This is a genomic window from Brevundimonas sp. (genome assembly GCF_046295075.1).
Lineage (GTDB): Bacteria > Pseudomonadota > Alphaproteobacteria > Caulobacterales > Caulobacteraceae > Brevundimonas.
This window is the reverse complement of record NZ_JBKBOC010000003.1, coordinates 231,556-247,726: the sequence shown is the minus strand read 5'-3', so window position 1 is coordinate 247,726 and position 16,171 is coordinate 231,556. Positions and strand designations below refer to the sequence as shown.

General features: G+C 65.7%; 14 protein-coding genes and 1 pseudogene. 1 reads left to right on the top strand and 14 read right to left on the bottom strand.

All coding sequences use genetic code 11. From position 1 onward, the window contains the following. The 4 genes and pseudogenes from ACK4MH_RS04570 to dnaE form a co-directional block, all read right to left on the bottom strand. Positions 1-101: pseudogene (locus tag ACK4MH_RS04570) on the bottom strand (elongation factor Ts); the annotation flags it as partial. Between the two features lie 113 nt (positions 102-214). Beyond that, positions 215-1,123 carry a 30S ribosomal protein S2 gene (gene rpsB / locus ACK4MH_RS04565; protein WP_409715377.1) on the bottom strand — a complete coding sequence of 303 codons (909 nt, stop codon included), beginning with the start codon at positions 1,121-1,123 and terminating at the stop codon, positions 215-217. Between the two features lie 225 nt (positions 1,124-1,348). Beyond that, positions 1,349-1,945: a DUF4142 domain-containing protein gene (locus ACK4MH_RS04560; RefSeq protein WP_409715374.1), complete on the bottom strand. Its 597-nt coding sequence runs from the start codon at positions 1,943-1,945 to the stop codon at positions 1,349-1,351. A 93-nt stretch (positions 1,946-2,038) separates the two neighbouring features. Beyond that, positions 2,039-5,500: a DNA polymerase III subunit alpha gene (gene dnaE, locus ACK4MH_RS04555; RefSeq protein ID WP_409715371.1), complete on the bottom strand. Its 3,462-nt coding sequence runs from the start codon at positions 5,498-5,500 to the stop codon at positions 2,039-2,041. Positions 5,501-5,892: 392 nt separating this feature from the next. On the opposite strand from dnaE, the gene msrA reads away from it, so the two are divergent. Next, positions 5,893-6,525, top strand: a complete 633-nt coding sequence (msrA, locus tag ACK4MH_RS04550; RefSeq protein WP_409715368.1) for a peptide-methionine (S)-S-oxide reductase MsrA — start codon at positions 5,893-5,895, stop codon at positions 6,523-6,525. Positions 6,526-6,529: 4 nt separating this feature from the next. On the opposite strand, the gene ACK4MH_RS04545 is transcribed toward msrA, so the two are convergent. From ACK4MH_RS04545 to nuoN, 10 genes are all read right to left on the bottom strand, one after another. After that, complete coding sequence (locus ACK4MH_RS04545; RefSeq protein WP_409715365.1) at positions 6,530-7,234, bottom strand: ABC transporter ATP-binding protein; 705 nt, start codon at positions 7,232-7,234, stop codon at positions 6,530-6,532. Continuing rightward, on the bottom strand, positions 7,227-8,513 hold the full coding sequence (locus ACK4MH_RS04540; RefSeq protein WP_409715362.1) for a lipoprotein-releasing ABC transporter permease subunit: 1,287 nt from the start codon (positions 8,511-8,513) through the stop codon (positions 7,227-7,229). Before ACK4MH_RS04540 ends, ACK4MH_RS04545 begins: the two co-directional genes overlap by 8 nt. Further along, positions 8,510-9,826, bottom strand: coding sequence for a proline--tRNA ligase (proS, locus tag ACK4MH_RS04535; RefSeq protein WP_409715359.1), 1,317 nt, complete (start codon positions 9,824-9,826; stop codon positions 8,510-8,512). Before proS ends, ACK4MH_RS04540 begins: the two co-directional genes overlap by 4 nt. Positions 9,827-9,903: 77 nt before the next feature. After that, positions 9,904-10,170, bottom strand: coding sequence for a DUF1467 family protein (locus ACK4MH_RS04530; protein WP_409715356.1), 267 nt, complete (start codon positions 10,168-10,170; stop codon positions 9,904-9,906). Positions 10,171-10,179: 9 nt separating this feature from the next. After that, positions 10,180-10,518, bottom strand: coding sequence for a DUF3088 family protein (locus ACK4MH_RS04525; RefSeq protein ID WP_409715352.1), 339 nt, complete (start codon positions 10,516-10,518; stop codon positions 10,180-10,182). Positions 10,519-10,558: 40 nt separating this feature from the next. Continuing rightward, positions 10,559-11,467 (bottom strand): hypothetical protein, encoded by a 909-nt coding sequence (locus ACK4MH_RS04520; RefSeq protein WP_409715350.1) that lies wholly within the window; start codon positions 11,465-11,467, stop codon positions 10,559-10,561. Positions 11,468-11,521: 54 nt separating this feature from the next. After that, positions 11,522-13,195: a ribonuclease J gene (locus ACK4MH_RS04515; RefSeq protein WP_135195893.1), complete on the bottom strand. Its 1,674-nt coding sequence runs from the start codon at positions 13,193-13,195 to the stop codon at positions 11,522-11,524. Next, positions 13,196-13,975: a type III pantothenate kinase gene (locus ACK4MH_RS04510; protein WP_409715346.1), complete on the bottom strand. Its 780-nt coding sequence runs from the start codon at positions 13,973-13,975 to the stop codon at positions 13,196-13,198. After that, positions 13,972-14,721: a biotin--[acetyl-CoA-carboxylase] ligase gene (locus ACK4MH_RS04505; RefSeq protein ID WP_409715343.1), complete on the bottom strand. Its 750-nt coding sequence runs from the start codon at positions 14,719-14,721 to the stop codon at positions 13,972-13,974. Before ACK4MH_RS04505 ends, ACK4MH_RS04510 begins: the two co-directional genes overlap by 4 nt. Before the next feature lie 4 nt (positions 14,722-14,725). Continuing rightward, positions 14,726-16,168, bottom strand: a complete 1,443-nt coding sequence (gene nuoN / locus ACK4MH_RS04500) for an NADH-quinone oxidoreductase subunit NuoN (RefSeq protein WP_409715340.1) — start codon at positions 16,166-16,168, stop codon at positions 14,726-14,728. Between the last annotated feature and the right edge of the window lie 3 nt (positions 16,169-16,171).

Genomic DNA, 16,171 nt, shown 5'->3' with positions numbered 1-16,171 from the left:
ATGTTGCCGTCGTTTTCGACCAGCGCCTTCTTGCAGTCCATCATGCCGACGCCCGAACGCTCGCGAAGTTCCTTCACGAGGGCGGCAGTGATCTCGGCCATGTTCTTCTCCTTGGGGGATTTCGTATGTGGGAACGGCCGGGCTGACTTAGCCCGGCCGTGTGTCAGTTCAACGCACGGCCTTCACCTTAAAGCGGGAAGGCCTAAGGGCAGTCTCAGACTGCGGCCTTCTCGGTTTCGACGGCGTCGTTCGCTTCCGAAGTGGCGGCTTGCGCGGCTTCGTCGGCGACGGCCGGTTCGGCTGCGGCTTCCAGTTCGGCGGCGACAGCTTCCGTTCCAGCCGGAGCGGCGTCGGCTTCGACCGGGGTCGAGGCTTCACGCAGCATGGGCTCTTCCGGATTGATCGCAGCGCCCAGGTCCACGCCCGAGGCCGAAGCGCCGGCGGCCAGGCCGTCCAGGACGGCGTCGGCGATCAGGTCGCAGTAGGTCTGGATGGCGCGAGCGGCGTCGTCGTTGCCGGGGACCGGATAGGTGATGCCGTCCGGATCCGAGTTGGTGTCCAGGATGGCGATGATCGGGATGTTCAGCTTGCGGGCTTCCTGGATCGCGATCGCTTCCTTGTTGGTGTCGATCACGAACATGATGTCCGGAATCGAACCCATGTCCTTGATGCCGCCCAGCGACAGTTCCAGCTTGTCCTTCTCGCGCTCCAGGTTCAGCAGCTCCTTCTTGACGCGGCCTTCGCCGCCGTTCTCAAGGATGCCTTCCAGTTCGCGCAGACGAGCGATCGAGCCCGAGACGGTGCGCCAGTTGGTCAGCGTGCCGCCGAGCCAACGGTTGTTCATATAGTACTGAGCGCAGCGCTTGGCGGCTTCGGCGACCGGCTCGGCGGCCTGGCGCTTGGTGCCGACGAACAGGACGCGACCGCCCTTGGCGGCGACTTCGCGCACGGCCACCAGAGCCTGGTGGAACAGCGGCATCGTCTGCGACAGGTCGATGATGTGGATGTTCGAGCGCGAGCCGAAGATGTAGCGGTCCATCTTCGGGTTCCAGCGGTGCGTCTGGTGGCCGAAGTGAGCGCCTGCTTCAAGCAGGGTGCGCATCGAGAATTCTGGCAAAGCCATGATCGTTCAGTCCTTTTTCCGATCAAACGTGGCGCGGGGGATTAAAGGTCTGACGACCCTCGGAATGGTGCGTCTCAGGATTTCTCCCCGAGATGCGCCTCACCCGCGTTGCGAAATGCGGGGGCCGTGTAGGCCGGATGGGCCGCAATAGCAAGCGTCGCCCTCCAGAACGCAAGAAAGGCGGCCCTTTCGGACCGCCTTTACAAGATCGATAGACGGCTTTCGCTAGTTCATCGCATCGAGCAGCGCTTGGGCGCGGTCACGATGGGCCGTGACGGGCGCGATCAGTTCGCGAGCCAGGGTCGCGAGCGCGGGCGCGTCTGTATTGTCGTCAAAGCCGTTGAGCAGCGTCAGGGTCTCGTTATGAGCCGCGACCTGCTGGTCCAGATAGACCTTGTCGAAATCGCCCGGCGTGGCGGCGTTCAGATTGTCGATCAGCCCCTTGCGACGCTCGTCAAGAGCGGTCGGAATAGCGACGTTGGGCGCAGCGGCCGCGGCGGCCGTTCCAAGCTTCTCACCCGCAGCCGTGTGATCCTTGGTGATCATGGCGGCCAGCGCCTTGACGTCGGCGTTGGTCGATTTGGCGGCGGCGATCTTGGCGGCTTCAAGTTCGTACATGTTGCCGGTGCCCAGGCCCGTGACGAAGCCATCGACGGTGTTGGCGCCCATGGTCATGGCGGAGGTCTGGCCGACGACGCCGGAGGTGGCGTCCTGCGTCGCGTTGACGGCTTCGCTGGTGTTCTGGGCGGCGCTGTCGCCACCCTGGTTGCAGGCGGCGAGAAGGGCCAGCGAGGCGACGCTGGCGATGGCGAGATATTTCATTGGAACAGTCTCCCTATGGACTGACCAAACCCATCACGCCCCCGTGAGGTTCCGAAATATCAATAGCTTGACCATACCCAAGCCTGTCGCGACCTAGGCGTCCTCCAGCATCACCACGCCCGGCGCGGACTTCAGCGCGCCGCGCAGGGCGCCGTCCAGACGGTAGCGGCCGGGCAGTTTGACCTCGACCTCCTGGCGGCCTTCCAACGAGGCGACCAGGGAAATTTCGCCACCCTTTCCGATGGCGCCGGAGCGGGCGCGTTCCAGTCGCGCCTTCAGCGCTTCGGCGTCCGCGCTGCGCGCCGAGACGTGGATGCGCAGGCCGATGTTGGCGTCGTCCAGAAGGTTGTCCATGCGCGAGGCGTCGTCGCCGAAGAAGCGGACCTCTCCTTCCGACGACTTGGCGCGCACCCGGACCATGACCGACGCGCCGGGCTCCAGCACTTCGCGGCATTTGCGCAGCTGTTCGGGCGGAAACAGGCATTCGAACTCACCCGTCGGATCCGAGAAGGTCACGAAGGCGAACTTCTCGCCCGTGCGCGCGCTGGCCCGCTCCTGCTTGCGACGCACGACCCCGGCCATCTGGAAGGCCTCGTGGCCGGCCTCCGCCAGCGGGATGGCCTCGGCGACGAAGGTGACGCGCTTGCGCTTCAGGGCCGAGGTCATCTCGTCCAGCGGGTGGCCGGACAGATAGAAGCCGACGGCCGACAGTTCGTGATCAAGCCGCTCGGGCCCGACCCAGGGCTCTACGGTCTTCAGACGCGGACGGCCTGCGTGAGCTTGGTCCCCGCCGAACAGGCTGACCTGGGACGAAGCGCGCTCGGCGGCCACGCTCTGGCAATAGGCCATCAGCACATCGGCCTGTTCCAGCAACTGACGGCGGTTGGGGTGGATGCTGTCGAAGGCGCCGGCCTTGGCTAGGCCTTCCAGCGCACGCTTGTTGACGCTGCGCGGATCGACGCGTTCCAGGAAGTCGAAGATGTCGGCGAAACGCCCGCCCGTCTCGCGCACCTCGATGACGTGTTTCATCGCCTCCAGGCCGACGTTGCGGATCGCGCCCAGGGCGTAGAGCACCGCCCCCTTGTCGTCGTCGAAGGCCACATCGAAGTCGGCCGACGACCGATTGATGTCGGGCGACAGCACCGGCACCTCGAACCGTCGCGCGTCTTGATAGAAGACCGCCAGCTTGTCGGTGTTCGACAGGTCCAGGCTCATGGACGCGGCGAAGAACTCCACCGGCTGATTGGCCTTCAGCCAACCCGTCTGGAACGAGATCAGCGCATAGGCGGCGGCGTGCGACTTGTTGAAGCCGTAGCCCGCGAACTTGGCGACCAGGTCGAAGATGGAGCCGGACTGCGCCTCGGGCACCGCCTTTTCCAGCGCGCCCGCGATGAAGCGCGCTCGCTGGAAGTCCATCTCCTCCTTCTTCTTCTTGCCCATGGCGCGACGCAGCAGGTCGGCCTCGCCCAGGCTGTATCCCGCCAGGATCTGGGCGATCTTCATCACCTGCTCCTGGTAGATGATGACGCCGTAGGTCTCGGTCAGCACCTCTTTCAGGCTGGGGTGCAGATAATCGACCTCGGCCCGACCGAACTTGCGGTCGATATAGGTGTCGATCATCTCCATCGGGCCCGGCCGATACAGCGAGATCAGGGCGGTGATCTCTTCGATGGAGCCGCAACGCATCTTGCGCAGCGTGTCGCGCATGCCCTGGGATTCCAGCTGGAACACCCCGACCGTCTGGCCCGAGGCCATCAGCTCATAGGTACGCGCATCGTCCAGCGGCAGCGTATTCCAGTCCTTCGCCGCGCCGCGCCGTTCCAGATAGGCGCGCGCCCGGTCCAGCACCGTCAGGGTCTTCAGGCCCAGGAAGTCGAACTTCACCAGACCCGCCGGCTCGACCCATTTCATGTTGAACTGGGACGCCGGGATGGTGGAGCGCGGATCCTGATACAGGGGCACCAGTTCCGTCAGCGGCCGGTCGCCGATGACGATGCCGGCGGCGTGGGTCGAGGCGTTGCGATACAGCCCCTCCAGCTCCAGCGCCGTTTCCAGCAGGGTACGAACCGCCGGCTCGGCGTCCCTCGCCTCTTTCAGACGCGGCTCAAGCTCGATGGCCTGGGCCAGGGTGACGGGCGCGGCCGGGTTGTTCGGCACCATCTTGCAGAGCCGGTCCACCTGGCCCAGCGGCATCTGCAGCACACGGCCCACATCGCGCAGCACCGCCCGCGCCTGCAGCGTGCCGAAGGTGATGATCTGGGCCACCCGGTCCTTGCCGTAGCGGTCCTGGACGTAATCGATCACCTCCTCGCGCCGCTCCTGGCAGAAGTCGATGTCGAAGTCGGGCATGGAGACCCGCTCAGGATTCAGGAACCTTTCGAACAGCAGGCCGAACCGCAGAGGGTCCAGATCGGTGATGGTCAGGGACCAGGCGACCAAAGACCCGGCGCCGGAGCCCCGCCCAGGCCCCACGGGGATGCCGTGAGTCTTGGCCCATTTGATGAAGTCCGCCACGATAAGGAAGTAACCCGGGAACCCCATCTGCTGGATGATCCCGACCTCCCATTCCAGACGGCTCCAGTATTCCGCCTCGGGAAAGGCCGGCGCGACCTCGGTCAGGCGGACCTTCAGCCCCTCGCGCGCCTGGTGCGCCAGTTCGTCGGCCTCGGAGCGCCCTGCCCCGGTGTCGAACCGCGGCAGGATCGGCGCGTGGGTGTTGACCAGAAAGGCGCAACGGCGCGCGATGTCGATGGTGTTGTCGCAGGCCTCGGGCAGGTCGGCGAACAGTTCGCGCATGACGGCGGCCGGCTTGAACCAGTGCTCGCCGGTGATGCGGCGGCGATCCTCCTGGCCGGTGAAGGCGCCGTCGGCGATGCACAGCAGGGCGTCGTGCGACTTCGCCTGCGCCGCCTTGGCGTAATAGACGTCGTTGGTGGCCAACAGCGGCGTGTCGTTGGCATAGGCCCATTCGACCAGACCCGGCTCGGCCCGCTTCTCGTCATCAAGCCCGTGGCGTTGAAGCTCGACATAGAAGCGGTCGCCAAAGGCCGCCTTCATGGTCGCCAGGGTCGCGGCGCCTTCAGCCTTGTTGCCTTGGGCGAACAGCGGATCGACCGGGCCGTCCGGGCCGCCGGAAAGCAGGATCAATCCTTCGCAACGCGCGACGACCTGTTCCCAGGAAACGCCCGGCTCGGCCATCTCGCCCGCATCCAGATAGGCTGACGACGACAGCGCACACAGGTTCAGCCACCCGGCCGTATTCTGAGCCACCACCACCACGGTCGGGACCTTGGCCCAGCGCGCCTTGATCTGGCCGCCGATGCCGAACACCGGCAGGGCGCAGGCCACGAGAGGCTGGACGCCCGCCTCCTTGGCCGTTTGGCTGAACTCCAGCGCGCCGAACAGATTGGCCCTATCCGCAACCCCGACCGCCGGCATACCCGCATCGGCGGCCAGCTTGCCGACCTTGGCGGCCTTGATCGCGCCTTCGAGCAGCGAATAGGCCGAGCGGACCCGCAGATGGACGAAACCCTGACTGTTCACCGGCTCGCTCACACCTTCTACGACCTCGACCCTGGATGGGCTGCCTATCCTGACCTGAGTCTCACATCGGGCGACGCGCGAACATCACAAACCCGGCCTCGCCCTGACGCGCTGTGGATAGGCCCCATTGGGACGACACGGACGAAAAACAGAGTCTGAATCGTCTCAATCGTCTGAAATCAGGCCGCGGTGACGCTGATCGCCACAGTCCAGACCATCCATACGAAACCGCTGCACGACGCCAGCGACAGCATATCCCTCATCAACCGTGGCATGGTCTCGCCTCCTGCTCACTCAATGTGTTCCGGCAATGTTCTATGTTGGCTTTTTGTTCTCGTCAACTGGCTTCGCTGAAACCATCGGCGCGGCGCCGTCGTATGATGAAGGACAATGGAGACAGTCCCATGCTGAACCGCAGAGCAGCCCTCGCCCTCTTCGCCGCCGCAACCCTCACCGCCACCGGCGCCGCTGTCGTCCACACAAGCCAGGCCGAAGCCCAGGCGCGGTCCACCGGCCTGCAGACGGCCATCTTCGCGGGCGGCTGTTTCTGGTCCGAGGAAAAGGCGTTCGACGACCTGCCCGGCGTGCGGTCTGCCGTGTCCGGCTTCGTGGGCGGCCATACCGCCAATCCGACCTACGAACAGGTGGTGCGAGGCGGCACGGGTCACATGGAAGCCGTTCAGGTCACGTTCGATCCGCAGGTCGTCAGCTATCGCGCCTTGGTCGATCGCTACTGGCGCACCATCGATCCGACCGATCCGAACGGTCAGTTCTGCGATCAGGGGCCGTCCTATCGGGCCGCCGTCTTCGCCACGGGCGCCCAGCGCGCAGACGCCATCGCCTCACGCGATGCGGCCATGCGGATCTTGAGCAAGAGCTTCACTACGCCGGTCGTCGGCGTTCAGCGGTTCTGGCCGGCGGGGGCGGAGCATCAGGACTATGCCAAACGACATGCCGCCAGCTATCAGGCCTATCGAGTCGGTTGCCGCCGCCCCGAACGCTTGCGGGCGATCTGGGGCGACGCTGCCGTCAGCTGATATTTCAGTACGCCTGGCTCTGGGCCGCGCGCTCTTCCAGATGGCCGTCCTTCAGGGCGAAGACACGGTCCATATGGCCGGCCAGCTCCATATTATGGGTGGCGATCAGGGCGGCGACACCCGTGTTCTTGGCCAGGTCGCGCAGGGCTTCAAACACAGACTGGCTGGTGGTCGGATCCAGATTGCCGGTCGGTTCATCGGCCAGCAGCAAACGTGGTCCATTGGCCAGGGCCCGGCCTATGGCGACCCGCTGTTGTTCCCCGCCTGACAGCTGAGCCGGCTGGTGCGTCAACCGCTCGCCCAGGCCCAGAGCCGTCAGCGTGACCTCGGCGCGTTTACGGGCTTCGTCCAGTGGCACCCCCGCGATCCGCATCGGCAGGGCGACATTGTCGCGCGCATCGAACTCGGGCAGCAGGTGGTGGAACTGATAGACGAAGCCGATCCGACCCAGGCGCAGACGCGTGCGGGCGCGCTCGTCCAGATCGCCGACCTGTTCGCCGTCGATGGCGACCGTGCCGCTGGTCGGTTTCTCCAACAGGCCTGCGGCGTGCAGCAGGGACGACTTGCCCGAGCCCGACGGGCCGATCAGCCCGACCAGTTCGCCCGGAAACACGTCCAGATCGACGCCTTTCAGCACGGTCAGGCCGCCTTGGGCGGTGTCATAGGTGCGGGTCAGGCCGCGCACCGACAGGATCGGAGCCTTACTCATAGCGGAGCGCCTCCACGGGATCGATGCGAGACGCGGTCCAGGACGGCGGCAGGCTGGCGATACAGCTCATCAGCAGCGACCAGAAGGTCACCCAGGCCACGTCGGCCGGATCGACCAGCGCCGGAATGGCGTCCAGCATATAGACGTCGGAATCGAACAACTTGGTCTGCAGCACGAACTCCAGGAAATGCTGGATCGAGCCGATGTTCCAGCAGAACAGCAGCCCCAGCACCAACCCAGCGATCGTGCCCGCCACGCCGATCATGGCGCCGGCCATGAAGAAGACGCGCAGGATGGACGACGGACTGGCGCCGATGGTGCGCAGGATGGCGATGTCGCGGCCCTTGTTCTTCACCAGCATGACGATGCCGGAGATGATGTTCATGGCGGCGATGGCGACGACAAGGCCCAGGATGATGCTCATGGCGACCCGTTCGACCTTCAGCGCGCCATAGAAGGCGGCGAGGCGTTCGCGCCAGTCGCTGACGACCGCGCCGGGTCCGGCCGCATCGCGGATGGCGGCGGTCAGGGCGCCGACCTGATCGGGATCGTCGACCTTGATCTCGATGGCGTCCCAGACGCCTTCCTTGCCGAAGAAGAGCTGCTGCTGCTCCAGCGGCATGAAGATGAAGGCGCGGTCGTAGTCGGCAGCGCCCGAGCGGAACAAGCCGCCGACGAAATAGGTCTTCTCCAGCCCGCCCAGATTGCCGAAGGCGCTGTCGGCGCCGGTAGGCGAATACAGGGTGACGGGATCGCCGACCCTCAACCCCATCGAGGTCGCCAGGGCCGCGCCGACCAGAATGCGGTCGCCGCCGTAGGGCCCCTTGCCAAAGCCGGCGCGCTCCTGCGGCGTCAGGCTGTCGAACACATATTGGGTCTTGGCCAAGTCTTCGGGACGAATGCCCTTGGCGATGGCGCCGGTCGTATAGCTGCCGACGCGGATCAGGCTCTGCGCCTCGTTCAGCGGACTGGCGCTGGCGACGCCCGGCACGGCCTGGATGCGTTTCAACGCAGCTTCACGGTCGGGGGAAGTCAGCACCGCGCCCTGCACATACATGTGCCCGTTGAAGGCCAGCATCCGGCCCAGCAGTTCGCTGCGGAAGCCGGACATGATGCTCATGACGCTGATCAGCACGGCGACGGCCAGCATGATGCCGATGAAGCTGATCACGGCGATGGTGGCGACGCCGCCCTCCTTGCGCTTGGCGCGGAGGTAACGAAGGGCCAGGCCGATCTCCCACGAGGAGAAGGCGCCGGAAGGACGGGACGGCAGGCTCAAGCGGTCAGCCTTTCAATGGCTTCGGCGAGCGGCACGGACACCTTTTCGCCGGTGGCGCGGCGCTTCAGCTCGACCACGCCGTCCGCCAGGCCCTTGGGACCGATGGTCAGCTGCCACGGGATGCCGATCAGGTCGGCGGTGGCGAACTTGCCGCCCGGCCGCTCGTCGGTGTCGTCGTACAGCACGTCCTTACCGAGCTTCTCCAGCTGGGCCACCGCGTCCTCACAGGCGGCCGAGACGGCGGCGTCATTGGCGCGCAGATTGATGACGACCACGTCGAACGGGGCCACGGCGTCGGGCCAGATGATGCCACCCTCGTCATGGCTGGCCTCGATGATGGCGCCCAGTAGGCGCGACACGCCGACGCCGTAGCTGCCCATGTGGACATTGGCGTCCTGGCCGTCAGGTCCTGCGACCTTGGCCTTCATCGGGGCGGAGTATTTCGTGCCGAAATAGAAGATATGGCCGACCTCGATGCCGCGCGCCGACAGGCGGTCGCCCTCGGCGGTCTGAGCCTCGAACTGGGCCGCGTCATGCATTTCCTCGGTCGCGGCATAAAGCGCGGTGCGCTCATCGACGATGGATTGGAGATCATCCCAGTCCACACCCGCGCCGGGCGCCGGCATTTCGACCAGGGCCTTGTCGCAGAAGACCGCGCTCTCCCCGGTCTCGGCCAGGACGATGAACTCGTGGCTCAGGTCGCCGCCGATGGGGCCGGTGTCGGCGCGCATGGGCACGGCCTTCAGGCCCATGCGGGCGAAGGTGTTCAGATAGGCCACGAACATGCGATTATAGGCCTTGCGGGCCGACGCCTCGTCCACATCGAAGGAATAGGCGTCCTTCATCAGGAACTCGCGGCCGCGCATCACACCAAAGCGAGGACGGCGCTCGTCGCGGAACTTCCACTGAATGTGAAACAGGTTCAGCGGCAGCGACTTGTAGGACTTCACATAGGCGCGGAAGATGTCGGTGATCATCTCCTCGTTGGTCGGTCCGTACAGCAGTTCGCGCTCGTGCCGGTCGGTGATGCGCAGCATCTCGGGGCCATAGGCGTCGTAACGGCCGCTCTCGCGCCACAGGTCGGCCAGTTGCAGGGTCGGCATCAGCAGTTCGACCGCCCCGGCCCGCTGCTGCTCTTCACGGACGATCTGCTCGATCTTTCGCAGCACCCGCAGGCCCAGCGGCAGCCAGGCGTAGATGCCGGCGGCCTCCTGCTTGATCATGCCGGCGCGCAGCATCAGCTGGTGCGAGACAATCTGGGCGTCCGAAGGGGCTTCCTTCAGCGTGGGCAGGAAAAAGCGCGACAGGCGCATGATGGGGAATCCTAGGCGTAGAGACGGAACAAGGCTTTAGCCGCTGGACCGGGGCGAAAGCTAGGCCGGGTTGCGGTTTAGACGGCCGGGCCGTTGGCGAAGTTCGGCAAGGGCAGCCAGCCGGTGAAGATCAGCACCATGACGAACACCCACACCAGGGCCGAGACCCAGGTGGTGGTCACGAACTTCTTCTGCAGATTCGGCGTCGTGGGCGCGCCCCATTGCGTGCCGTCGGTCGGCGGCTCATGCGTCTCGCGCGACGTGCCCAGCGGCAGTACGGCGAAGAGCACCGTCCACCAGGCGATGATGTAGATGCCGACCATGGTGAAGACGCCGATGGGCATGATGGACCTCTAGGGATGGGGCCGGCCGACGCCGTAGCGGGCGGCCAGATAGGGGGCGATGGCGTGATCCTGAAGGAAGCGACGCCCGGTCGTTTCGCTGACCTGTGCGTCGGGCCAGTCGAACGTATCGTCCAGGATCAGGATGGGGCAGCTCTGATGCGTTTCGCCGACCTGGTCGATGACCGGCTGACGCGGACGGGGGTGGTCGAGATAGACGACCTCCAGCGCGTCGCGGAGTCGAGGATAGAAAGCCAGCACGCCTTCGATATAGGCGCCGGGCGGACAAAACCACGGCCCGCCCTGACCGTCGTGCCAGTCGGGGTTCAACAGGAAGAGTCGCTCGGCCATTCGCGTGGATATATCCGAGTTGAGCCGGTTGTCGCGACCGCTATTCGCATTCCGCCCCGAACCCCGGCGCACGAAGGGCCAACAGGATGGATGATCGCGCCTGCTGGGTGATCGCCCCCGCCCCCTGCAGCACGCACCCGACGGCCGTGTTGGAGTTCGGCGCCAAGAGACCATAGGTCAGCCCCTCGGCCGCCAGTCGCGCCTGCGCGCCCTTCAGCATCTCGACGGCCGTGGCGACGCTGGCGGGGTCGTTGGTGATGCGGGTCATCTCGTGCAGCGCCTCTCCTGAACTGGGGAAGTCATAGGCGTTCGGATCGAACGGCGCGATCTCGGCGGACAGGCGTTCGGGGTGGGTATCGATGCCGAACTTGGCGTTCTGGCTGGCGGAGAAGGCGATGGCCTGCCCGCTCTCGGGCACCACCAAAATATAGGCGTGGCGCGGAAACAGCAGATATTGCGCCAGGAACTTGGTCACCGGCACCAGAGGCCTATCGTCCGGCCCCAAGGCGTGGGCGCCGACATAGACGCCGCTCGGCACGCTGCGCGCATCGATCCGGCCGTTCAGCTTCAGGATCCGATCCACCATCACATGGTCGAGCAGAAAGACGCCGTCCTCGGCCTCGCGCTCCAGGAAGGCGTGGATGGCGACGGTGTCGGGCGCCGGCCCCAGGTCGCGCCCATAGACGGTAGGAAAGGCCGTGGGCGACATGGGCGCACCGTCCGGCGGACTGAACCACAGGACGCGAAGTTCGTGAACCGTGCGGGACAGCGGATCCTCGCCGCGAAACGTCGACAGGCTGAGGACCAGATTGACGGCGGCGAACAGGGCGACGAAGCCGACCATCCCCTGCCCCACGATCACCGCCCAGCGCCGCCATCCGTGCAACGGATGGCGAGCATGACGCACCCGTTCCAGCAGGCGGCGCGCGCGGGTGGGTTTGTCAGACATGGGTTCCCCCGACCGTTCAGGCGCAGGAAATGCGCCCGAAAGGTCAAGGTTGCATCAGACCCGCAGGACCACGGTCTCGACGATGGGACGGCGATCCCAGATCTGCTGGCTGGCCTTCTTCAGCACGCGAGCCACAGCCTGTTCGATGACCATCTCGTCGTCCAAAGCGTCGCCCTTCAGACCCTTGATCACCTGCTCGACCCGCTCGGCCAGCTTGTCCAGCGCATCACCCAGGGGCGTACCGGTGTCGCCCGGCAGACCGACGCTGCGGATGTCGATGTCGCTGGCGATGCGACCACGCTTGTCCAGGGCGAAGCTGACGATCAGCACGCCGTTGGTCGAGGCGTGGCGACGCTCCTTCAGGGCCTCGCCCTGTTCGGTCACCAGCATGCCGCCGTCGACGTACAGGCGGCCGCTCGGCACCTCGTCGATGATCTTGGCCGGGCCAGGCGCCAGACGGACCATATCGCCGTTGCGCGGCGTGACGGTCTCCTTGATGCCGATGTCCTTGGCCAGGTTGGCGTGTTCCAGCAGGAAGCGGCGCACGCCGTGGGTCGGGACGGCGATCTGCGGCCGGACCCAGTCGTACATCTGCTTCAGTTCGTCACGGCACGGGTGACCCGAGACGTGGATGCCGGGGTGGTCCTTCTCGGTGTAGAGACGCACGCCCCGGTCCGCGAGCCGGTCCTGCAGATTGCCGATGGCCAGTTCATTGCCGGGGATCTGGCGCGACGAGAAGATGCAGTGGTCGCCCAAGCCCAGTTTGACGACCGGGTGAGTGCCGTCGGCGACGCGCGACAGGGCCGCACGGGCCTCGCCCTGGCTGCCGGTGCACAGATACAGGATCTGGTCAGCCGGCCAGACGCGGGCCTCTTCGTCCGACAGGAAGGGCTTCACGTCCTGCAACATGCCGACGTGCTTCGCCGCCGCCGTGATCTTATGCATCGAGCGGCCGGCCAGCGACACACGACGACCGCAGGCCTCGGCCGCGCGGATGACGCTGTCCATACGGGCGACGTTGGAGGCGAAACAGCCCACAGCGACCCTACCCTTGAGGCTGCCGATCAGTTTGGCGATCGCCACGGCCACATCGCCTTCGGACCCGGCGACGCCCGGTACGAAGACATTGGTCGAGTCGCAGACCATGGCCAACACGCCTTCGTCGCCCAGGGCGCGGATGGCGGGAGCGTCGGTCTTCTCACCGATGATCGGCTGATCGTCGATCTTCCAGTCGCCGGTGTGGAACACCATGCCCAGCGGGGTGTCGATGGCCAGACCGCTCGGCTCCGCGATCGAATGGCTCATGTTGACGAAGGTCACGCCGAACGAACCGACGTCCACAGTGCCGCCCAGCGGCACCTCGATCACCTGGACCTCGTCAAAGATGCCGCGCTCGCGCAGCTTGTCCTTGATCAGATAGGCGGTGAAGGGGGTGGCGTAGACCGGCGCCTTGATGCGCGGCCACAGCCAGCCGAGAGCGCCGATGTGATCCTCGTGTGCGTGGGTCAGCATGATGCCCTTGATGTTCTCGCCTTCCAGGAAGGCGGGATCGGGCACGATCACATCCACGCCGGGCGTGGACAGGTCGCCGAAGGTGACGCCGACATCGACGATCAGCCATTCACGATTGTCCGCCGGGCCGAAGCCATAGGCGTTGAGGTTCATACCGACTTCGTCGGAGCCGCCCAGGGGCAGGAAAACGAGTTCGTCTTGGTTTTGCTTTTTCATTCAATCAGTCAAATGGGCGTTACGACGCCAGATTTCGAGGAGGCCGCGAATAGTTAAATCGGGATCGAAGTGATCGATGCTGTCGGTCGCGCCTTCGAACAGGCTGGCGACGCCGCCGGTGCCGATGACGGTCATTGGCCGCGCCCACTCCGCCTTGATGCGCTGGACCAGGCCTTCGATCAACGAAATATAGCCCCAGAAGACGCCGGACTGCATGGCCTCGACCGTGCCCTTGCCGATGACGTGTTCGGGTTTCTGGATGGCGATACGGGGCAGTTTGGCCGCCGCCTCGTGAAGCGCCTGAAGCGACAGATTGATGCCCGGCGCGATCAGACCGCCTTCGAACGCGCCATCAGCGGACACGATGTCGAATGTCGTCGCCGTGCCGCTGTCGATCAGCAGCAGGTCGCCGGAATACATCAGCGACGCCCCGACAGCGTTGACCAGTCGGTCGGCGCCGGCCTCGCTGGGTTTGGCGATCCGCACCTCAATGCCCAGTTCGGCGTTCTCGCCGATGACCAGGGGTTCGATGTTCAGATAGCGCCGCGCCAGATTGCGCAGGTTGAAGATCGATTGCGGCACGACGCTGGAAATGATGCAGCCGCTGAGGGCGGCGAACTCCAGCCCCTTCATGACCATCAGTTGGTTCAGCCAGACGGCGTATTCGTCCGCCGTGCGGCTGGCCTCGGTCGCGGCGCGCCACTGCGCGATCCAGTCCGAGCCGTCGTGGACCGCGAACAGCGTATTGGTGTTGCCCTGTTCGATGGCGAGCAGCATCAAGCGGCCTTACCGAAAAACACGTCGCCCGCAGAGATGAGGCGCACCGAGCCGTCGGCCAGACGCAAGCGCAGCGCACCGTCCGGCTCCACGCCCTCGGCCAGACCCTCGATGGTCTCGTTGTCCAGACGCGCCGTGCAAGGGCCGTTCAGCCCGGTCAGGCGGCTGGTCCAGGCATCCAGCACCGGCTCGAAGCCCATTGTCTGCCAACGGCCCCACCAGACAGCGAAGGTCTCCGCCAGGATTTCGGCGGCGGCCTCAATGGGCGGGGCGAAAGCAAGGTCGTCTCGCAGTTTTTCCGCGATCGCCGCCGAGGCCTTTTCGGTGCCCTCCGGCGCGTGGGTCAGGTTCACGCCGATGCCGATGGCCAGCCACAGCCCGCCTGACGCATGCGCGCCGCTTTCGACAAGAATGCCGCACGCCTTGCGATTGTCCAGCAGGACGTCGTTCGGCCATTTGATCGAGACCAGAGCCGGCGACACGAAGACATCCAACAGATCGGCGACGGCAAGCGCGGCGATGAAGGTCGCCTGCGCCGCTTCTCGCGGCGTCGCATGAACCCTGATCAGCAGGGTCGCCGCCAGATTGCCGGGCTTGTCGATCCAGCCTCGTCCACGGCGACCCCGACCCGCCGTCTGACGACGGGCGATGATCCACTTGGGGCCGACCTCGCCGGCCTCAGCCAGCCGTCGGGCTTCCGACAGCGTCGAATCGACCTCGTCGAGGATGACCAGAGGGACGGGCGTCAACGCCCTACCCGTTCCCGAAGCCGGCGCTCGCAACCTTGGTCAGCGGCTCCAGCCAGGTCAGGCCGACGATCACCAGCGGGAAGGCGAAGGCGGCGCAGGCCCAGCCGATCCACTTGGCCTCGACCGGCGCGGCATCCGTCGCGATGTCGTCTACGGGCGGATCGAACCACATCAGCTTGAGGATGCGCAGATAGTAGAAGGCGGCGACAACCGAGGCGACCAGACCGGCGGCGGCGACGGGCCACAGGCCCGCATCGGCGGCGGCCCCGAACACATAGTACTTGCCCCAGAAGCCCGAGAACGGCGGCATGCCCAGAACCGACAGCGACAGGACGGTCAGCGCAACGGCCGTCAACGGACGATCCTTCTTCAGACCGGCGAGGTCGGCGATGCGACGGATCGGACGGCCCGACTTGGACAGGCTGAGCAGGATGGCGAAGAAGCCCAACTGGTCGATGACATACAGGGTCATGAACATCAGCATGGCCTGCAGGCCCTCGGCCGTGCCCGCCGCGATGCCCAGAAGCGCATAGCCGATGTTGGCGATCGACGAATAGGCCAGCAGGCGCTGGATATCCTTCTGAGCCAGACCGCCGAAGGCGCCCACGACGAAGCTGATCAGGGAGATGGCGATCAGGACCTGGGACCATTGGGCGTGGGCATCACCGAAGCCGTGCTCCAGCGCGCGCGCGATCAAGACCATGGCGGCGACCTTGGGGGCCGTGGCGAACAGGGCCACGACCGGCGTCGGCGCGCCCTCATAGACGTCGGGCGTCCACATGTGGAACGGCGCGGCCGAAACCTTGAACGCCAGACCGCAGATCAGGAAGACCAGGCCGAAGACCAGGCCCGGACCGGGGTTGTCGGCGGCGAAGGCGGCAATGTCCTCGAACCGCATCGAACCGGCGAAGCCGTAGATCAGGCTGGAGCCGTAGAGCAGCAGGCCCGACGACAGGGCGCCCAGGACGAAATACTTCAGACCCGCTTCCGACGCCTTGACGTCGTTGCGGTGGAAGGCCGCCAGCACATAGAGGGCCAGCGAATGCAGCTCGATGCCCACATACATGGAGATCAGGTCGCCCGAGGACGCCATCATTCCCATGCCGACCGAGGCCAGCACGATCAGGACCGGATATTCGAACTTGGCGATGCGCGTGCGCTTCATCCAGCCGTCTCCCAGCACGACCGCCACGGCGGCCGACAGATAGATCAGGCTCTTGGCGTAGATGGCCAGCGGATCGGCGACATAGGCGCCGTTGAAGGCGACGCCCCACGGGCCGACGATGGCGATGACCGACGCGGCGATCAGCAGCACGACCGACAGGATCGAGACTAGGCGGGCGCTCTTGTCGCCGATGAAGGCGCCGACCATCAGCAGGACCAGGGCGCCGACCGCGAGGGTGACTTCCGAGGCGGCGAGATGCAGGGCGGAGGACAAATCAGGCATTAT